Source organism: Spirosoma humi (assembly GCF_054776575.1).
Map to the genome: position 1 here is coordinate 1,130,597 of NZ_BAAHBR010000015.1, position 20,118 is coordinate 1,150,714.

The window sequence follows — 20,118 nt, forward strand, 5'->3', positions numbered from 1 at the left end:
CCATTAACCTTAGACAGAATGAATACGATCAGACAACCCCAACCAGCTTCAGACGAGTATTACGGCGTGATTTACAAAGGCAGTCTGATTTTGCCAATCCTGGTGATCGTTGTTCTTGTCATAGCCCTTTGGTGGTTTCTAAGGAAACGCAAATCAACGAAGTGACCTTGATAAGATGTTGCCAAAGCCAGAACGGGGGCTGAAATGTCCTTTTCACACCCCTCTTACGTTTAGGGAAAGAAGCAGCCTTAAAGAAAAGTCCTTCTCATCCCCGACAACCTAAGGTAAGAACTGGCTAGGGGTCGTCTCCCGAAAATGAATCAGTACATCAAAGCGTCCTTTCAAAGAATAGGGGACGTAGTAATAATCGTCGGCTTTACTCGCGTCATAAATGGCACCCGGTTCAAACAGGAGATGTTCCTCTGTGAGCCAGTTCAGCAACAAATTCCCTAACAAAGGTTGATTTAAATTAAGGGCAAAGTTTGTATACTTTGTTTTACCCATCAGATAGTTATACGAGCGGGTAACCTTCTGACTCTGCTCCGAAAACACATCAAAGGAATGAGAGGTCGATAACGCATTGAACGACCCATTTGATGAACTCGTGCCTACAGCCAGATACTGTTGCTTGAATTGCTGTTTTAAATAGGCGCCCATCACGGAAGAGCCGCTACCACAAGCACCCGGCCAGTTTCCGATATGGTAATTATGCGCCCATAAACTTACTTTGCCCACATGCAGGGTGTTGATTAGCCACTGAGTATTTTCGGCCATGTACTGATCCCGCTTGCAGCCTCCGTACTTTGTGACACCCTGTTGCTGAACAAGGATTTGAGCTGCTTGTTTAGCTATTTCGTAATCCATGCGCCCACCAGCGGCTACCCACTTTCCTTCATTGGCCACAAACAGGTCATAAATCTCCCCAATTCGAGCCGGATTGTGGTATAACTCAGGGAGCTTATTATAGGTATCTACGTCTACCTTAGTCAAAAACTCGTTGATCAACGGGTAATTATCATTCAGGGTTTGGCAATCAAAGCCGTAGAAAGAAAGCTGCTCATCAGCGGGTTTGCCCGTATTGTACTGCCTCATCCACTCGATTAGGTCGCGTACTTCAGTGGTGCTCCAGGTCCAGTAGCCCATACTTTTTACGGCATCCGTGGCGTTTCTGAATGAAGTCGATTGGCCATGAATATAGCGGTTCACCAACACGCAGCTGCCAAAACTAGCCTCGAACGCCAGGGTTCGAAAGCCATGCTGCTCAACCAGATAGCGAAACAGCCGGGCTTTCATCTGAAAAAATTCGTGGGTGCCGTGGGTGGCCTCGCCCATGCCAACCAGTTGCACCTGGCTGAAAACCGAATCCAGGGGTGTCAATTCAGCGAAATTACGAGCGGGGTCGGCGTCTTTCAGCGGTAGAATAACCTGATTCAAGGCCTGCACTAAAGCAGTCTCCTCAGTGGATAAAGGGACGGTTGGCTCTGGCTGTTTACAGCTAACGGGGAGTAACAGGCAGCCCGTAAGCAGGCTATAAACGAAAAACCAGGTACACTTTTCTTTGCTAGGCCACATGATTGTACCCTTTAGTAGGTAGTACGGCTGACGATAGGTTTACGGGAGATTCTTTACCTGACAGGCTTTTTCCCTCGTCAATCAGCCGTCAAATAGATATCATCAAAGTAAGCCCCCCCCGTTGTCTTGGCTTCGTAGAATAGGGCAACGTAGATATAATCGACACCACCGGGATACTTGTCCTGCACGACAGTGTATTCAGTGAAGTCCGTGGTGCCTTTGGCAGGTATGGGTGTAAAGGAAGAAAAGACAACCTTTGACCCGGTGTTGTACGTTTTATAGCCAAAAAGCACCATTGTCAGGCCTGTTCCTTTCAAATTGACTGTTTTTATTTTTGTTTTCAAGGTCAACTTAGCGCCGGTAGCGAGCGAGCCTGGGGTTATCTGTTGCAATAAATAACAATGGGTGGTGTCATTCCGGATCGTATCACAGGAAATTTTAAGTGAATGCGTAGGTGAGGCCGAGGCTTCAGTAGAATACTCCGCTCTATACTTATTGGGATTACCAGTCAGGTTATCGCGGAAGTTTAAGGACCACTGTTTGGAAGGATCTTGCTCCAGATCACCATTGGGCAACAGTTGGGCCTGGGGTTGAACGTCTTTGGTGTTGCAGCTATTGAACAGTAGTGTTGTGAGCAATAGTATAGTAGCGAAAAAGCTGTATTTCATAAGGCTATTCTCTGGCGTGATCATTATATGATAGAAACTGCCTAAATGTACACGCTATATACCTAAAAGAATAAAAGTTTGTATTATAAATATTTCTCCTTGGTAGGCGGGCTTTTACGTCAGCGAACCGAATACCGAAATCCCAAAAATCCCTACACTCCCGTTGGTGATTTCCGGTATTCGGAGGGCGTTTTTTGGGTATGCTGTTTGAAAAATGTGGTGAAGTAAGCCGGTGAGCTAAAGCCGGTTTCGCTGGCAATTTCGGCCATTGACTTTGTACTTTCCGACAGCAACCGTCTGGCTTTTTTTAGCCGAATCTCGGCGATGTAATCAATTACGGTCATGTCGAGCAACGCCTGCACTTTTCGATACAACTGCACGCGAGAAAGCCCCATGTCGCGGCTGAGCCGTTCAACGCCGAAGGTCGCGTCGGTCAGGCCTTGTTCGATGAGGCCCGTCAGCTCATTCAGGAACTTCTTATCCTGCCGATTTCCTCCGGTCGATTGCGCCAGAAAATCAGATGCGTACCGCCGTTGCCATTTTTCGCGATTGGCCAGGGTTGTGCGGATAACTTCGAGCAGATAAGCCGTGTTGAATGGTTTTGTAAGGTAGGCGTCGGCACCAGCCCGAGTGCCCTCAATCCGCTGATCTATCTGGCCTTTGGCAGTCAGCAGCAAAACAGGAATGTGGGATGTTCGCAGGTCGGCCTTAACGCGCTGCGTCAGTTGCAGGCCATCCATTCCCGGCAACATCACATCACTGATAATTAAGTCTGGAATGAGTTCAAGTGCTCGTTCCCAGCCGCCCTCCCCCGTGTCTTCTGCTATAATATCGAATTCGTGACCCAAACGGGCAGTGAGAAACGTCCGTAAATCATCGTTGTCTTCCACAACCAGCAGGGTACCTAACTGCCCCGCTGAACCGACAGCGGGAGCCGTATCCTCGTCTTCGTCCAGATCAGCCAGCAGCCGCTGTGGCGTTGAACTGCCCGGCTTAAGCACATTCCGGGATGCCGAACCGCCCATTTCTTCGGGGGCTAAATGGGCGTTACCCAGCGGCAGCAGAATTGTGAATAGAGTCCCTTTATCCTTTTCGGACTGTACACTGATTTCACCCTGATGCAGTTGAATAAACTCCATCGATAGGGCGAGTCCAAGCCCCTTGGCGAGATTAAACGGCTTGGTTCCGCTGAAAAACAGGTCGAAGGCATGCGCCTGCTCATCGGGAGTCATGCCTTCGCCATTGTCCTGCACCTGAACGCGTACCTGCTGGTTCACCACATCCAGCCGGACATGGATAAGCCCCCCTTTTGGGGTGTATTTAAACGCATTCGACAACAGGTTGACGATTACCTTGTCTAGCTTTTCACTGTCGAACCAAACGGGTAAACTGACGTTTGCCGGGATAAACTGAAGATCGATGCGTTGTTTGTCGGCCTTCCGTTTGAAGTCCTGAACGATGTCATTAATGAAGGCGGTCAGGTCCTGCTCGGCCGCGTGTATCTGCTGCTTGCCGGCATCCGTTTTCCGAAGATCCAGCATCTGGTCGATGAGCCGCAGCAGTCGGTACGCATTTTTCTGAATCAATGTCAGATTGCTTTTCAGCTCGTGTGTGCTGACCGTTTTTTTGTTCAGCAAATCTTCGACAGGCGTCAGAATCAGGCTCAGGGGCGTGTTGAATTCGTGGGAAATGTAGGAGTAAAACCGAAGTTTTTCCTCGGTTGCCAGCCGAGCCTGCTGCGATACCGCTTCTATTTTGTCTTTCTGATTTCGAATTTCTTCATTCTGATTTTCGAGCGTTCGGTAGGCAGCTTGTTTTGACCGGAACAGGTATAAAGCCCAGCTACCCAGCAAGATAACCACCAGTAGACTAGCCAGCGTGAAGTACAAGGTATTCTTCTGCGATGTATACGTCTCTGTGAGTCTATCTATGCGCTGGCTTTGCCGCTCAATATCAGTTTGTTGGGCCAGGAGTTTGTCACTTTGTGCTTTGAGCGCCCGAATGTTCGATGCATCCACCTGAATCGAATTCAGGATTTGCTCGCGTTTAACAGATTTGCCTTCCAGAATTCGGGTAGCTGTTTCAATGGCTTCTTCACCACCGGTCGGGTACAGAAAACTAGCTTTCAGGATGCCATTCGTGATGGCCTGCATACCCGCATTCGAACCGGGGAGCGCGTCGATGCCCACGAAATCCAGTTGGTGCTGACGCTTGTTTTGCTTCCAGACTTCGTAAGCCCCGAGCGCCATCACATCGTTATGCGCAAACAGGACATCTGCTTCGGTCAGCGTGTTCAGCTCAGACGCTACGACCTGCCGGACGGTATCCCGCTCCCACTGCCCATTCAATTCTTTGACAACCCGTATGCCCGGAAACTTCTGTAGCTCCTCCCGAAAACCCCGGTGCCGTTCCTGCGCGGGCGACGAGCTGGGTAGGCCCCATACTTCCACCACCCGACCCTGTCCTTTCAGGTAATTACCGATAAAGGCTCCGGCCAGTCGGCCAATTTCGACATTATCACCACCGATGTACGCGTTGTAGGATTCGGTCCTGATTTTCCGATCCAGCAAAATAACGGGTATTCCTTTCCGGAAAACGGCTTCGACAATTTTGGTGAAAGGAGCCGCTTCGTTCGGAGAAATAATCAGCAAGTCGATGCCCTGATCCACCAGCGATTGAACCTGACTAAGTTGCCGGGCGGTACTGTTGCCGGCATCTTCATAGAGGAGCGTATAAGTAGGGTGAAACGTTAGCTCCCGCTTCATATCGTTGAGCATCGTCTTCCGCCACTCATCGCCCCCCGTACATTGTGAAAAGCCAATTTTATAGGTCTTAGGCTGCGTTTTCGACTGGCAACTTCCCACTAACAATAGCCCGCTCATCATCAGCACAACTAAACGCCCGCCCGACTGCCAGAAAGTGGATTTTATTGGACAAGCTAGCTGGACAGTTGCTAAACGACGGAACGGGTTGCGCATAGAGGAAAGGCCAAATTTCGGCACTGTCCAAAGATAATGTATAGTAAATTGGATATCAACGAGGTAGTACCGTACGCTTTGGGCCACCGGGTAACCGGATGCTCTGCAACGTTTACCTCCTCGTCAGGGCCGTTCGGCGGGAGTCGAGTTTGAGAAAAATAAACAGCAGGATGGAAAATGACCAGAGTGAGGAGCCTCCATAGCTGAAAAACGGGAGGGGAATTCCGATAACGGGCATCAATCCAATGGTCATCCCCACGTTGACCATTAAGTGAAAGAAGATAATACCCGCTACGCAGTATCCATACACGCGCGCGAATTTCGTTCGTTGTTTTTCGGCCAGAATAACAAGGCGGGAAATCAACCCCACAAACAACGCGATTACTACAAAAGCCCCCACGAAGCCGTGCTCTTCACCGATGGTACAGAAAATAAAATCGGTGCTTTGCTCGGGCACAAAGTCAAATTTTGTTTGGGTTCCTTCCAGAAATCCCTTTCCCTGAAGGCGGCCGGAGCCGATGGCGATTTTAGCCTGGGTTACATTCCAGCCCACGCCAAGGGGGTCAATCTTCGGATCGACCAGCACCTTGATCCGATTACGCTGGTGTTTTTGCAAGACGTTATTTACAAAAAAGTCGACGCCTGTCACGTACCCGACCATAACGATACCAACCAGGCCCATTGCCAGCATGTTAGGCAGCGTGCGATTGTATCGGGGCATCAACAGAATTACCAGCCCCAGCAACGCCCCAATACCAATGAAAATGTACAGCTTTGGAAAGATCAGTGCCAGTACAAACAGGGCAACGGCCGTAATACCCACTGCCGGAATCCAACTGGGCAGCCCTTCCCGATAGAGCATGATTACGAATGAGGCAAATACCAGCGTCGAGCCCGTTTCATTCGACGCCAGGATGAGAATACAGGGCAGTATGATAATGCCCCCGATAACCATCAGGTCTTTCCGCTTGGTCAGGTTGATCCCCGGAACATCCAGATACTTGGCCAGCGCCAGTGCGGTAGCCATCTTGGCAAACTCCGCAGGTTGAATTTGAAACCCACCAAATCTAAACCACGAACGAGAACCTTTGATGTTGGCTCCCGCAAAGAGAACCAGCACCAGCATTAGGATCATAAAGCCGTAAAAAACAAAAGCAAAGGTGTCGAAAAACGTATGGTTAACGACCAAAATACAAATAATCAGTATTACGGTCGTGCCAATCCACATCATCTGTTTCCCGGCATTTGTATTCATGTCGAAAAGACTGGTATGATCTTCCGGACTGTAGACAGCGGCATAGACATTCAGCCAGCCCATCGTTACACAACTCAGGTAGAGCAGTAACGTAAGCCAGTCGATGTTTTGCGAAAATGGGTCGTTATTACGGGCCAATGTGATGTATAATATAGGATGTATGATGTGGGCTGTATACGTATCACGGATTGTCACACCGTATACCCCACATCCTACTTCAGTTAGTTTGCGCTTAGAATAGCTGCTACGACTGGCCTGGACTTGGCCGCGGTCATCAGGGGTTTGGGAGCAGCCGGTTTTTGCCCTGTGGTATCTTTCTTAGGCACTACCGGCTTTTTGTAGACCGGCAATCCACCGGCGGGTGGCAGGTAATTGGACGCTTTCACCTGCTCGTCCAGTTTCTTGGCCTCTGTTTTCCGCTTCAGGTAGCGCTCGGCTACCAAAGCCGCGACAGAAGCAGCCGCTTTACCACCCCAACCCGCATTCTCGACGAACACCGCCACCGCAATTTTCGGGTTGTTCATTGGGGCGAACCCAATGAAAATAGAGTGGTCAAATTTATGTCCGAACTTGTTGTTCTGGGATGTACCCGTTTTACCACACAGGTCGATACCGGCAATATTGGCCAGCGGTGTTACCGTGCCGTGGGCAACAGCGCCCCGCATTCCGTCGATGACGGGCAGATAATATTTATACTCGATGCCCGTTTCGTGGCGCTCACGATACTCGGCTGGTACGCCAACGCCCGGTTTGTCGAAGCCTTTTATGAAATGGGGCGTAATGTACCAGCCCCGGTTGGCAATGATGGCAGCCAGATTAACCAGTTTCAGGGGGCTGATCAGGAGTTCACCTTCGCCAATACTTAACGAGTAAACGTTCGAGAACTTCCAGCGTAGCGCACCGCCATAGGCCTTGTCGTAGTATTCAGGGGTTGGCAAATTGCCCTTCCGTTCGGTTGGCAGGTCGATACCAAGCCGGTCGGCAATCCCGAATTTTTCGGCCATATCGTGCCACTGCCGTAAGCCTATTGCCGACGCTTTGAACGTGTTGTGCTCACCGTTGAAGTAAAGGAACTTCCGAAATACGTAGTAGAAATAAGGGTTGCAGGAATTCTGAACTGCTCCGCGCAGGTTATTCCCGCCACGGCAATGGCAGCGCATAGGCGAGCCAGCGTGTCCATAAACCGTTGATGGCAAAAGCGAACCCTGTTGCTGAGCGATCAAGGCCTGGATCAGCTTAAACGTTGAACCGGGGCGGTAACTCGCCATGACGGGCCGGTTGATCAGCGGCTTGTAGGGATTCTTGATCAAGGCCCGGTAATTTTTGGAGAAAAACCGACTCGACAACAGGTTGGGGTCATAGGTCGGTGCCGACACAGACACCAGAATTTCACCCGATGACGGCTCCACCGCCAGTACAGCCCCTACTTTGTTCTGCATCAGGCTGTCGGCATATTTCTGTACGTCGACGTCGATGCCTGTAATCAGGTTTTGTCCGGCTACAGCCAGCGTATCAAATTCACCATTTTTCCAGGAGCCCTTATTTACGCCCCGGACATTCTGCATCATGAATTTAACCCCGCGTTTCCCCCGCAGCTGCTCTTCGTACTGCTCTTCCAGCCCGTTGTGACCTATGTAATCTCCCTGCCGATAGTAAAGAATATCCTGATTTTCGAGTTGTTTTTTGCTGATTTCACTCACGTAGCCCAGTGCATTGGCCAGCGTATGGGCCGGATAGGTACGCGTTGAGCTGATTACGGGCTCAAAGCCCCGGTAATCGACCAGCGCATCCTGAATTCGGGCAAAATCTTCTTTGGAGAGCTGCCGCAGAAATAGCGACGGTTTCACCGGCGAGTAGTTCTTGGCCAGCCCCATGATGCTGTCAAATTCGGACAGATTCAGGTTCATCATCCGACAGAAAGCCAGCGTATCCGGAATACGAACCTGCTTGGGGGTCACATACAGATCGTAAACGGGCGTATTATAAACGATGAGCTGGTTGTTGCGGTCGTACACCTGCCCTCGGTAGGGCACTTCGACCACGCGCTTGATCGAGTTCTTCGAGGCTCCCAGCGAGTAGGTATCGTCCAGCACCTGCAAATAAAATAATCGGGCCAGATACGTTAATCCAACCAAACAAAAAACGCCAATAATAACCCACTTTCGATTCTCTAACATGAGAACAACCTCCTTTCAATCAAGCTACGTATTCTATACAAAGTTAGGTTAATAACGACGAGTTCAATTGTCCATGATAAATTATGAACGATAAATTATAAACGGAGGCTCCTGGCTGATGTCCGTATTTCTGCTCATCATTAATCATTCATAATTCATCCTTTTATATCACCAGCCTCTGGCCAATGTTCGAATCCGGCAAAGATACATATCGGCGGTTATGTATAGGGTTGAGCCGTCGTCACCCCAGGCACAGTTGGCCGTAGCAGCGCCAATTTTAATCTGCCCGAGGCATTCACCCGTTGCCGACAATACCAAGACACCACCGCCACCGGTTACCCATAAATTTCCATTACGATCCACTTTCATCCCATCGAAACCACCTTCCAGGCCCAGCTTCTTCATGCCATCGGCCCCGAAAACGATGCGCCCCTTCCCTACCGCACCATCAGCCTGCAAGGGGTACGCCATAACGACCGGCCGAAGGGGATCGGACTGGGCCACATACAATGTTTTCTCGTCGGGCGACAGCGCAATGCCATTGGGGCGAGTGAGGTCACTGACCACAATCGATACCGTGCCCGGCACCCCTGCCCGCTCGGGTCCAATGCGGTAAACACCCCAGCCGTCGGTTTCTTTTCCAGGATCTTTCTCTTTTTTGGGCATGCCGTAGGGCGGATCCGTAAAGTAGTAGCTCCCATTGGAATGAGCCACTACATCGTTGGGGCTGTTGAATCGCTTGCCATTAAAATTGTCGGCCAATGTGCGTTTGCCTCCGCTCCCGTCCAGCACCATGGCCGTTACGCGCCGGTCGCCGTGTTCGCAGGCAATAAGCCGTCCCTGCCGGTCAAGGGTCAGGCCGTTTGACCCAGGCTCTTCACTATAGGGGCCTACGCCCGTGTAGCCCGATGGCTTCAAGAACGGGGTAACGCCTTCCTTTTCGGTCCACTTGAATATTGTGTTCTGTGGTACATCTGAAAAAAGCAGACAGGCCTGATTTTTCACCCAAACGGGTCCTTCTGTCCAGGTAAAACCGCTCGCCAGTACTTCGACTTTAGCGTCAGCCGGAATAAGTATATCCAGACGGGGATCGACCCGCACAATCTGTCCAATGGTTGGAAACGGCGCTGGTTGAGCCAAAGCGGGGCCTACTAAACAGGCCATCATGCCCGTTCGTAAAATAGAGGGTAGGTTCATATAGATTTAGGAATAATGGCCAATGCTACAACGAATTTTAGCAGGTCACAAGGGGAAAAAGTGGTATGAGCAGACTTTTTAATTAATATTACGAATTCGCTTCTTTTTAAGTGGTTTTCCAATCCCCAATCCGATTTTATTATGAACGATAAAAAACGAGCGGCTTCATCGACTGCACCGGAAGGTAATTCCCGGCGGTCATTTCTGAAGACCCTTGGTCTGGCTGGAACAGCGGTGGCTACGGCACCGGCAGCACTGGCTGAAACCACCTCGGCCGGCATCCCTCAATACCTTAATTTAGTTCGAAGCCACTCGAGTACGGCCGCCAACGACAAGATTCGTCTTGCACTCATTGGTACGGGCGGTATGGGCATTGGCGATACGCAAACGGCGCTCATGGTCGACGGCATCGAAATGGTAGCCGCCTGTGATCTCTACGACGGTCGCCTGCGCCGGGCTAAAGAACTGTGGGGGGATCAGCTGCCGGTTACAAAAGATTATCGGGAGATTCTCGAACGCAAAGATGTCGACGCCGTGATTAACGCAACGACAGATCACTGGCACGAAAAAATATCGTCTGACGCCATGCGTAAAGGCAAACACGTGTATTGCGAAAAGCCGATGGTTCAGAAGGTGGAAGACGGTCATAAGCTCATTAAGGTTTCGAAAGAAACGGGCAAGGTTTTTCAGGTGGGCAGCCAGTTTGCCAGTTCGCTCCTGATCGCCAAAGCGCGCGAACTGATGAAGGCCGGTGATATTGGTGAGCTTGTTTTTGCCGAAGCGATCTACGATCGGCATAGCGCCATGGGTGCCTGGCAGTATTCGATTCCACCCGATGCCTCTCCACAAACCGTTGACTGGGATACGTATCTGGGCAGCGCACCCAAGCGGCCATGGGACCCGCTCCGGTTTTTCCGGTGGCGTAATTATCAGGATTATGGAACGGGTATTGCAGGCGACCTTTACGTTCACCTGCTCACGTCCCTGCACTGCATCACCGGCTCGAAAGGACCCAACCGCGTTTATTCAAGTGGTGGAACCCGTTACTGGAAAGATGGGCGTGATGTACCTGATATTCAACTCAGTATTTACGATTACCCAAAAACAGCCGAACATCCGGAATTCAATCTGACCACACGCTCCAACTTCGTGGATGGTGGTGGTGGCAATTACCTCGTTCGGATTGTGGGAACCGAAGGCGATTTATCCCTGGGCTTCGATAGCCTGACCGTTCACCGAAACAAATTTCCGAAGGCTCCGGGCATGTCGATCGACAATTTCCCGAAAGACCAGAAGGAATTGTATGTGAAGGAGTACAATAAATTGTATCCCCCACACCCCGAACTGGAAGGCCCCAAAGAGTTAAAGTATTCTTTCCCCAAAGATTACAAAGGCGATCGGTACGAGCACTTTGTTAACTTTTTCAATTCGATACGTACCAACGCGCCCAATGTGGAAGATGCCACGTTTGGTCTTCGCGCCTGCGGACCCACCCAGTGCGGCAATATGAGCTTTGCGCAAAAGAAAGCCGTTAGTTGGGACCCCATCAAAATGCAGATACTGGGCGCTTAAGCAGCCCCCAATTTATCAAAACGAAAAAGGGAGTCGGCTGGCCGACTCCCTTTTTTTACTCTACCCGCACGTTGCGCTTGCCTACGCCTGGCATTCCGGCAAACGTGGCTCCTTCCACCCGAATACGTACATCCGTTTTTGCATCGGAGGCAAAGAACGAAACGGTTGCTTTGCCCTCAGCATCCGTCTGAATCATGGGTGCCCAAAAGAGGGTCGTTCGATGATCGGGCCGGACATGTTCCGGTTTCTTAGTCTCGTAGCGTGGCGCATAGAACTGACGAACAGGCGCATAGCCCGGCAGTTTGGCCAGCAATGTACCCGGCGCAGCTTCTTTCGATAAGTCATAGTTGGGTTGCCCTCGTTTGGTCAGAATGGAAATGACGCCCCCCGACGCCCTCGACCCATAAATGGCAGCCGACGCCCCTTTCAGTACATCCACCCGATCCACATCCTGCACAGAAATACTCATAATACCCTGTAGGTCCATGGGCATTCCATCCAGCATAAACAGAGGCTCTACCGGTCCACTGAAATTGGCAGCTCCGCGAATCTGCACCCTGGCATTGAAGCCACTTCCCGTCACCTGCACCCCCGCAACTTTTCCCTGAATTACGTCCAGAATAGTCATTCGCCCGGCGGTATTCATCGGATCGAACTTAACTGTCGCATCGGGTCTACCATAGATAACCCGCGAGTCGCGCTCCTCCGTTTTTTTCGCCTTTACCGTAACTGTCTGTAACAGAACTTCACCATTGCGCTTAAGTTGACGTTCTATCTCCTGGTTTTCTTTCGTTCGCCGGATGAATTCGGCCAGCTCATCGGCCCGAAACTCCATTGGATTATACGGAGCCTGAACAAGCGTAACCGTTGGTGTCAGGAGTTGATCGAGCGTGATGACCAGATTTCGGTTGGCGTTTCCTTTCAGGCCCTGAATCAGTACGGTTGTGGTATCGGTAAAATCCAGATCGTAGGCCACGTAATTCCCGGACTCATCCGTCTCGCCCACAAGCACATCACGGGTACTGTCTTTTTTGGCGATGATAAACGTTAGCTTAACTTTTCCGCCAATGTCTTTCTGATTCGGGCGCATTACCCGCCCCGTTAGAGACAAGCCCCTTTCTATTGGGTATTTGGTTGGCGGTACCGCTCCTGCCAGCACGTCGGCCCAGGCAAACCGTCGCCATCCTTGAGTCAACAGTAACAAATCCAAATGCAACCACCGATCTTTATTGGCTGGGTTAAAGTACGCATCGGGCTGTTCGATGGTACCGGTCAGATCAGACGACAGCAGCAGATGCGACCGGATCGTTGCCCCCATGGAGTCAGCTTCGGGGGCTAGTCTGGCATCAACAGCCGCCAGCGACAGGTTGGCCGGGACTGGCTTGCCATCAGCACTACTGGTCGTAATGGTGAGATTAATCTGTTCACGGTTTTTATAAACGGCTTTGTCGGCAACCACTGCCACGTTGATTTGCTCATTTTTATTAATAAACACCAGCCGCTCACAAACCGGTTTGTGTGTCTCATCAAATACCGTTAGCTGCGCAACGCCCTCCGGGAAAGCGGCCCGGGGTAACCGGATCATCGCCGTTTTCCGCGATACGGGCACTTTGGCCACCTGGATAAGTTGTCCGCGAGTCTGCGCCACGAGCGTCAGCGTCGCCGACGAATCGGTTGCCGTTTTGTTATTCATCAGATACACCAGCACATTGTCTTTATTGGTCAGATTTTCAACCTGCATCACCACGCCCTGTTCCTGCACGGCTGGCATTGGATAGCTGGCAAGCGTCCCGTCGGCGAGGGTTACGTAGGCCGTGTACAGTTGAGTCGCTTCTGGTTTGAGCATCAGGTAACCCATGCCCAGATGAGTCGTTGTAAACCCAGTGACTGTATCTTTTTTCGTATCCAGCACGAATCCTTTCACAGCGAGCCCTTCCCCCGAGGAGTTAACCACTTTAAACGCAACACGACTCGTCAGCCCATTAACCAGATGTCCGCCTTCGGGCAAAAACTGCACATCGGGCTTAGGAATTACGGTTGGGTTTCGTGGTGTCGCGCCTGGCTCATCGGCCCGTAGAATCGTTACCCTTTTCGTAAAGAAATAGGCCTCCGGGTAGTTTCGCATGAAGTTCGTATAGCCCCGAAGTTGGTAAGAACCCGAAGGCAGCGAATCGGGCAGCAGAAGCTGGCCTGGTGCGTAACTATTGGTAGCTCTAAGCTGCGTTCGCAACCGAACTCGCCGGGCTTTTACATCGACCAGATCAACGTATAAAACCTTACTGAGTGTATCAGCTTCGTGGGTTTTACCGTCGAAAATATAGCCTTTTAACCAAACCGTTTCACCAATAAGGTACGCATCCCGGTCGATATGAATATACACTTTTTCAGTAGGATGCTGCCCCGTATAAACACGAAATTGTTCTACTAGTCGTTGGATGAATTCATCATCGTAAAGTCGAAAAGAAACAACCGAGCTAACTGTCAAAAAAAATAACAGCCCAGTCATGAATGAACCAATTGAACGCATAAAATAGAAATAGGCGATGTATACTTTATTTTCGATGAAGTGCCTAATTTAGCAAAAATCCCCTCTTTTAAACATGACTATACCTACTCAAAAAACAGCCTTGATACTCGGCGCAACGGGGCTGATCGGCAATTTTTTAACCAGACAGCTTGTTAACTCGCCGGTTTATACTAACATTAAAGTCTTGGTTCGCAAGCCGTTACCCTGGCAGCATCCTCGTTTGCAGGAAATTCAATTCGAATTTGACCACCCAAATGGACTAGTGACGCAGGCAGATGATATTTTTTGCTGTCTCGGCACAACGATGAAAAAAGCCGGTTCAAAAGAGGCTTTCCAGAAAGTAGATTACCGATATCCGCTGGAAATTGCTCGTTTGGGCCTGGAAAATGGCGCTCAGCAATTCGCCATCGTTACATCAATGGGGGCCGATCCGGCGTCATCATTTTTCTACAATCGGGTCAAAGGCGAAGTCGAGCGTGATCTGGACCGCCTGAATTACCCGACCTTACTTATTTACAGACCTTCTCTGTTGATTGGTAATCGGGGCGAAAACCGGTTGGGCGAACGGTTGGCGGAGAGCGCCATGCGCCTGTTCAAACCCCTGATTCCTGCTAAATACAGAGGCATTGATGCGGCTAAAGTGGCGACAGCTATGCTTAAAACGGCTCAACAGGGGCTGACAGGCAAGCATATTTTCGAATCGGACGCTTTGCAGAAGTTTTAAATTCTTTACTGCTTTTGTAATATACCAATGTCGCCAGCCGCAAATTCTATTACCAGCTTGTTTACGGACCTATAGGAGTAGCGCCAAATGGCCTCATCACAACCAGGACCGGCGCAGTCGATGCAACCATTGCTAACCAGCAATTCACCAGTGTTGCCAAACGTGTATGAGTAGCAATTTGACCAGTTTGATCCAATCGTACCCGTCGCTGAAAAGGTAAAATGGATGGGCTGTTTGACAGCGGCCTGTCTAATCAGCAAAGCCGAGCCATCGACCAAAAGCCACCGACCGTAAAGCCGTTCATGATCATCTATACCTTGTTGGCAACTTAGGCTAAGTACGAATAAAACGAGGAGTAAAAACGGTCTCATGGCGTAGGTCTTTAGTTGCCCATTAGACCCGGCAAGAATACAATAGGTTGCAGCCAGCGTAAAAGGGACTAGCTTTGTGCACGTTAATGTACGTAGCGAGGCAAAAAATGCCGAACTTGATCGCTTCTGGTCGTTATAAGGTGTATATAAATCCAGTGCTTACCCAATCTACTTTACCAACGGATGTCTATATCCGGCCCGCTACCGAACAGGATGCTCTTATCATTTACAACTTTGTCTGTTTGCTCGAAGATAGCGTCCTTGACGTGAATGCGTTCAAGGCTGTTTACCAGCGTAACCTTCGCAATCCAGATGTTTATTACCTGGTAGCCGAGCAGACTGGCTCCGTTCTTGGCTTTGTCAGTTGCCATGTTCAGCATTTATTACACCATACTGGCAAAGTAGGCGAAATACAGGAATTGTTTGTGGAGCCGGCTGTTCGAAGCCAGGGTATTGGCCATCAACTTGTTGCCGCGCTCAACACATTGGCGCAGCAGGAAAACTTCATCAATCTCGAAGTAACGACCAACCAGAAGCGTCTCGATACGATCCGGTTTTACGAACGTGAGCTATTTATCCGAACGCATGTTAAACTAGTTAAACCCCTACATACCTGATGCGCTTACCATTTTTATGCCTACTCTTCATCACGATCGCTCATCTCACAAATGGCCAGTCCTCAAAGCCAGATGCCGTACTCGAACGGCAACTACGATCAGTCTTGACCGGTTTTCGGGGCGATGTGGGGATTTACGTTCATAATTTTCGGACGGGAAAAACCGTCGCTATCAACGCCGACACGCTTTTCCCGACGGCCAGTACAATTAAAGTCCCCATCCAGTGCGGCCTCTTCGACAAGATTCACAAAGGCGAGCTGAAGTACGACGAACCCATCGTTTATAAAGACTCGCTTCACTATGATGACGGGATTGTAGGTTCTCTGAAAGATGGAGCTAAGATATCACTCAGTAAGGTAGTGATGCTCATGGAAACTGTCAGTGACAATACGGGCAGCCTCTGGTGCCAGGCACTTGCGGGAGGAGGCTCGGCAATTAATGCCTGGCTCGATGCCAATGGGTTTCATCAGACACGCGTCAACTCCCGAACACCCGGCCGGGAAGCCAACCGAACCCAGTACGGCTGGGGCCAAACGACACCCCGCGAGATGGCCGAGCTGATGACGTATATTCGACAAGGTCGTGCTGTTAGTCCCGATGCCAGTGAAGAAATGTACCGAAATCTGGGGCGTCAATTCTGGGATAATGACGGTTTATCCCAAATTCCGCCCGAAGTAAAAACGGCGTGTAAGAATGGGGCCGTCAATCAGGCCCGTTCGGAGGTGACATACGTGCACGCCCCTCATGGCGAATACGTCTACTGCATCATGACCAAAAACCAAAAAGATGAAACCTGGGAGCGGACAAACGAAGGCTACACGCTCTTGCGCACAGTATCGGCTCTCTTATGGCATCATTTTGAGCCAAAATCGACCTGGAAGCCAGCGCCAGGCTACGAAAAGTGGTGGTAGAAAAGTAATCGTTTAAACAAAATAGCCGGTTTCTCGTGAGAGAAACCGGCTATTTTACTAAGTGCTGAATATCTTCAGGCTATTTATTAATTCAAAAACTTCAAGCGTAACTCATTCAATTGATTACGGATGGAGCCATCGACCTGCCGATCGCCCAAACGCAGCACGTAGCCGCCGATCAGATTTGGGTCTAGTTTTTCATCTAACTCGACGGATTTACCACCTGTCGTTTGCATAACCATTGCCTTAAATTTATCCCGTTGGTCAGCGGTCAATGGCACAGTTGTAAAAACGGTTGCCCGCTCAATACTTTTCAGTTTATTGTATTGTTTAATAAACTGTTCAGCAACGGCATCCATGATTCCTTCCCGATTCTTCTTGGCAATGATCTCAAAGAACGCCATCGTAACTGGATTTACCCGGTTCGTAAAAGCCGCTTTGATGACAGCATTTTTTTTCTCCGCACGAACAATCGGGTTCTTCAGCATAAGCATCAGCGGACGGCTTTGGTCTACTGTGTTTTTAAAGAACTGCATGTCCTTGTACATCGTCTCGGTCAGGCCTTGCTCCTGCGCCAGATCTAACAACGACTTGGCGTAGCGGGCAGCTACTGTATCGATTGCCATGGTCGAATTAGTTTAAGCGTGAATTAGAGACCAGATCCGTTACCAATTTCTCCTGCGATGATTTATCGCTAAGTTCCTGACGAAGAACTTTTTCAGCAATATCAAGCGAGAGTGTAACAACTTCTTTTTTCATTTGGGCTACCAACGCCTGACGCTCGTTGTTCATCGATTCACGAGCCTGCTCCAGAATACGTTGTCCTTCGGCAGATGCTTTTTCGCGCGACTCAGCAATCATTTTGTCGGCGGCTTCTTTAGCACCACGAAGAATAGTGTCACGCTCAACGCGGGCCTGCGCCAGCAGTTTTTCGTTATCAGCTTTCAGAGCGGTCATTTCGAGCCGTGTTTTTTCGGCCAGATCGAGTGCACTCTGAATGTTGTTTTCGCGTTCGCTAAGACTTTCCGTAATGGGTTTCCAGGCGAAAGCACGAAGTATGAGAAACAGGCCGAGGAAAACCACTACCTGCCAGAATAAAAGACCTAAATCGGGGGTAAGTAAGTCCATGCGTGTGAATTATGGATAAGTCGAAAAGTTAGTTTTGAATCAATCTTTTGTTAGAGAACGTTCGCCCATCGGCAATCCCGCATGGGCGAACGTTTCCAGAAATCGGTTGAGCAGGGATGCCAGTGCCTAATGCAACCAGCCTGCCCGAATTTGGTGTCTGCCAGGGCCCGATTAAGCCGTAGCAACAAGCAGACAAATTACAGCTGCGAACAGAGCCACGGCTTCGATAAGAGCCGCGATGATCAGCATGGCGGTTTGGATACGACCGGCTGCTTCTGGCTGACGGGCGATACCTTCCATAGCGCTACCACCAATTTTGCCGATACCAAGACCAGCACCAATAGCCGCTAAACCAGCGCCGATAGCAGCACCCATAACCGAAACACTACCCGTAGCTTCTAACAGCATAGAAAACAACATTGCGAACATAGTAATCAAACGTATTTATTAGTAAAACAAAAGATTGCAAATTGGTTGTAAAACCAACTCTGTCGAGTTGACATTACGGTAACAGATACTAACCTAACTCTGACGTTGTCCCTTCGAAACCGATACCATGATCAGCTTCGTGGTGATCTTCTACAGCGCTACCGATGTACATGGCGGTGAGCAGGGTGAAAATAAACGCCTGCAGGAACGCAACAAGGAGTTCGATCAGGTTCAGGAACAGTGTAAAGAACAGGACGACGGGGCTAATTGCCACGCTTGTTCCCATACCACCCATCTGGTTCGCCATAAAGATCAGCCCCAGCAAACTCAGGATGATGATGTGACCAGCGGTGATGTTGGCGAATAACCGGATCATGAGCGATAAAGGCTTCATGAACACGCCAACAATTTCAACCGGAATCATAATGGGCAGCAACGCAACCGGAACACCGGTTGGTTTCAGGATGTGCATCCAGTAATGTTTGTTGCCACTAAACGTAACGATCAGGAATGTGATAACCGCCAGAACGAGTGTAACCGTAATGTTACCCGTCAGGTTGGCTGCGCCTGGAAGCAGGCCAAGCAGGTTGTTCACCAAAATGAAGAAGAACAACGTTAGCAGATAGGGCAGGTATTTGGTGTACCTGGGACCAATGCTTGGCTTGGCAATTTCATCGCGAACGAACAGAATGATCGGCTCCAGCAATGACTGAACACCCTTGGGCGCCTTGCCTTTGTTTTTGGCGTAACCGCGACTCACTGCCGAAAACAGCAATAACATAATAACGGCGCTCAACAACAGCGACGCTACGTTTTTGGTGATGGAAAAATTGTAAAACTTCGCTTCATGATCATCGGCTCCGGCTGCGTTCACACGATGAATCTTGCCATGTACATTTTTGTACCCGTTGTAAGTAGCTCCGTGCGCCAGGCGCGACGACGAAAATATTTCCAGACCCTGTTCTTTGGAATACAAGATTACTGGTAATGGGATGGTAACGCCGTGAGCAAGCTCCCAGCCATGATCATCCTTAATGTGGTGCATGATCATTTCGCCCACATTAAATTTCCCCTTTTCAGCGTGGCCTTCGCCTTCCTGTTTGGCATGCGCTTCACTCTCGTGGCCATGCTCCTGTGCCTGTGCACCTACTAACGAACTCAAAATGAGAGCCGTTGCTAACAAAACTTTCTTAATAGTCGAACGCATCATATGATGTGACAGATCCATTTTACGAATCGCGTCGCAAGTTACGAGTAACGGTCCAAATCTCAAAGCCTGTATAACATATATATAGTACAAGAAAGTCCAAAATAAAGGTTCTGCGCTGGTCAACGTGGTTGACTAGGAAAAAGCCAACGAAGACCAGTCCTAGTATCAGGCGGGCAACGGTTGCGGCCATGTAAAGGGGGATAAATCGTTCCTGATTATCCTGTAAACCAGTCTCTACCAGACGATGCGTTAAAAAGGAGACGCTCAAAAAAAAGAGTAGCAATACCTTCCAGCTCGGGTGTATCCAGACAGATGCCGAATATCGTTCGGCTACGAAAAATGCAATTGCCAGAAAGGCAGTAAACAAAATAATTCGAATCATGCAGGGCAATTAGATTCCTTTTTTGGTAAGTAGAAGTCAGTAGAAATACCCTATCTTTTCGTTAATTGGCGAATAAAGAGATAGAGAGAGGCACCAATAGCAGTTAATGACAGGACAATTGTCCAGACAGGCCGATGATTATTTTGCCAGTCATCCAGCTTCATACCCGCATAAACACCCAATCCAATGGTACCCAGCATCTGAAAGGCGATGCCGCTGAATTGAACAAACGAGGTCGTTTTTTCGGTAGCTTTTTTCAGAGGATCTTCTCCCCGATTAGGTTTATTTATAGGATGCTGATCAGATTGGTCGGGGGTGTTTTCCATAGAATTCCTGCCTGTCGTGTTATATACCATGCAAAATTCGTTAATTTGGGCTAAGGTTCCATATTATCAGGTCA

Annotated in this window: 16 protein-coding genes; 4 read left to right on the forward strand and 12 right to left on the reverse strand. The window is 49.6% G+C overall.

Features of this window, described 5'->3' with window-relative positions; translation table 11 throughout:
• Nucleotides 1–279: 279 nt before the first annotated feature.
• From ACYU8Y_RS21060 to ACYU8Y_RS21085, 6 genes are all read right to left on the reverse strand, one after another.
• Complete coding sequence (locus tag ACYU8Y_RS21060) at nucleotides 280–1,572, reverse strand: erythromycin esterase family protein (RefSeq protein WP_460940072.1); 1,293 nt, start codon at nucleotides 1,570–1,572, stop codon at nucleotides 280–282.
• A 77-nt stretch (nucleotides 1,573–1,649) separates the two neighbouring features.
• Nucleotides 1,650–2,240, reverse strand: a complete 591-nt coding sequence (locus tag ACYU8Y_RS21065) for a hypothetical protein (RefSeq protein ID WP_460940073.1) — start codon at nucleotides 2,238–2,240, stop codon at nucleotides 1,650–1,652.
• Between the two features lie 152 nt (nucleotides 2,241–2,392).
• Nucleotides 2,393–5,218 carry a substrate-binding domain-containing protein gene (locus ACYU8Y_RS21070; protein WP_460940074.1) on the reverse strand — a complete coding sequence of 942 codons (2,826 nt, stop codon included), beginning with the start codon at nucleotides 5,216–5,218 and terminating at the stop codon, nucleotides 2,393–2,395.
• A 112-nt stretch (nucleotides 5,219–5,330) separates the two neighbouring features.
• A complete protein-coding gene (rodA, locus tag ACYU8Y_RS21075; RefSeq protein ID WP_460940075.1) occupies nucleotides 5,331–6,611 on the reverse strand; it encodes a rod shape-determining protein RodA in 1,281 nt (426 codons plus the stop codon).
• A gap of 83 nt (nucleotides 6,612–6,694) precedes the next feature.
• Nucleotides 6,695–8,650: a penicillin-binding transpeptidase domain-containing protein gene (locus tag ACYU8Y_RS21080; RefSeq protein WP_460940076.1), complete on the reverse strand. Its 1,956-nt coding sequence runs from the start codon at nucleotides 8,648–8,650 to the stop codon at nucleotides 6,695–6,697.
• Between the two features lie 168 nt (nucleotides 8,651–8,818).
• On the reverse strand, nucleotides 8,819–9,847 hold the full coding sequence (locus tag ACYU8Y_RS21085; RefSeq protein WP_460940077.1) for an SMP-30/gluconolactonase/LRE family protein: 1,029 nt from the start codon (nucleotides 9,845–9,847) through the stop codon (nucleotides 8,819–8,821).
• A 141-nt stretch (nucleotides 9,848–9,988) separates the two neighbouring features.
• On the opposite strand from ACYU8Y_RS21085, the gene ACYU8Y_RS21090 reads away from it, so the two are divergent.
• Nucleotides 9,989–11,419 carry a Gfo/Idh/MocA family protein gene (locus ACYU8Y_RS21090; protein ID WP_460940078.1) on the forward strand — a complete coding sequence of 477 codons (1,431 nt, stop codon included), beginning with the start codon at nucleotides 9,989–9,991 and terminating at the stop codon, nucleotides 11,417–11,419.
• Nucleotides 11,420–11,474: 55 nt separating this feature from the next.
• On the opposite strand, the gene ACYU8Y_RS21095 is transcribed toward ACYU8Y_RS21090, so the two are convergent.
• Nucleotides 11,475–13,925, reverse strand: coding sequence for a TonB-dependent receptor plug domain-containing protein (locus tag ACYU8Y_RS21095; protein WP_460940079.1), 2,451 nt, complete (start codon nucleotides 13,923–13,925; stop codon nucleotides 11,475–11,477).
• Between the two features lie 94 nt (nucleotides 13,926–14,019).
• Between ACYU8Y_RS21095 and ACYU8Y_RS21100 the strand changes: the two genes are divergently transcribed.
• From ACYU8Y_RS21100 to ACYU8Y_RS21110, 3 genes are all read left to right on the forward strand, one after another.
• Nucleotides 14,020–14,670 carry an oxidoreductase gene (locus ACYU8Y_RS21100; protein ID WP_460940080.1) on the forward strand — a complete coding sequence of 217 codons (651 nt, stop codon included), beginning with the start codon at nucleotides 14,020–14,022 and terminating at the stop codon, nucleotides 14,668–14,670.
• A gap of 478 nt (nucleotides 14,671–15,148) precedes the next feature.
• Nucleotides 15,149–15,658, forward strand: a complete 510-nt coding sequence (locus ACYU8Y_RS21105) for a GNAT family N-acetyltransferase (RefSeq protein ID WP_460940081.1) — start codon at nucleotides 15,149–15,151, stop codon at nucleotides 15,656–15,658.
• Complete coding sequence (locus ACYU8Y_RS21110) at nucleotides 15,658–16,569, forward strand: serine hydrolase (protein ID WP_460940082.1); 912 nt, start codon at nucleotides 15,658–15,660, stop codon at nucleotides 16,567–16,569. The genes ACYU8Y_RS21105 and ACYU8Y_RS21110 overlap by 1 nt, the downstream gene beginning before the upstream one ends.
• Nucleotides 16,570–16,655: 86 nt before the next feature.
• On the opposite strand, the gene atpH is transcribed toward ACYU8Y_RS21110, so the two are convergent.
• The 5 genes from atpH to ACYU8Y_RS21135 all read right to left on the reverse strand — a co-directional run bounded on the left by atpH (nucleotide 16,656) and on the right by ACYU8Y_RS21135 (nucleotide 20,044).
• On the reverse strand, nucleotides 16,656–17,195 hold the full coding sequence (gene atpH / locus ACYU8Y_RS21115; RefSeq protein WP_460940083.1) for an ATP synthase F1 subunit delta: 540 nt from the start codon (nucleotides 17,193–17,195) through the stop codon (nucleotides 16,656–16,658).
• Between the two features lie 7 nt (nucleotides 17,196–17,202).
• On the reverse strand, nucleotides 17,203–17,697 hold the full coding sequence (locus tag ACYU8Y_RS21120) for a F0F1 ATP synthase subunit B (protein ID WP_460940084.1): 495 nt from the start codon (nucleotides 17,695–17,697) through the stop codon (nucleotides 17,203–17,205).
• Between the two features lie 171 nt (nucleotides 17,698–17,868).
• The gene (gene atpE / locus ACYU8Y_RS21125; protein WP_082111625.1) at nucleotides 17,869–18,126 is read right to left on the reverse strand and encodes an ATP synthase F0 subunit C; all 258 of its coding nucleotides are present in this window, start codon (nucleotides 18,124–18,126) and stop codon (nucleotides 17,869–17,871) included.
• Between the two features lie 88 nt (nucleotides 18,127–18,214).
• Complete coding sequence (gene atpB / locus ACYU8Y_RS21130) at nucleotides 18,215–19,336, reverse strand: F0F1 ATP synthase subunit A (protein WP_460940330.1); 1,122 nt, start codon at nucleotides 19,334–19,336, stop codon at nucleotides 18,215–18,217.
• A 432-nt stretch (nucleotides 19,337–19,768) separates the two neighbouring features.
• Entirely contained in the window at nucleotides 19,769–20,044 is a 276-nt protein-coding gene (locus tag ACYU8Y_RS21135; RefSeq protein ID WP_460940085.1) for an AtpZ/AtpI family protein, read from the reverse strand.
• Between the last annotated feature and the right edge of the window lie 74 nt (nucleotides 20,045–20,118).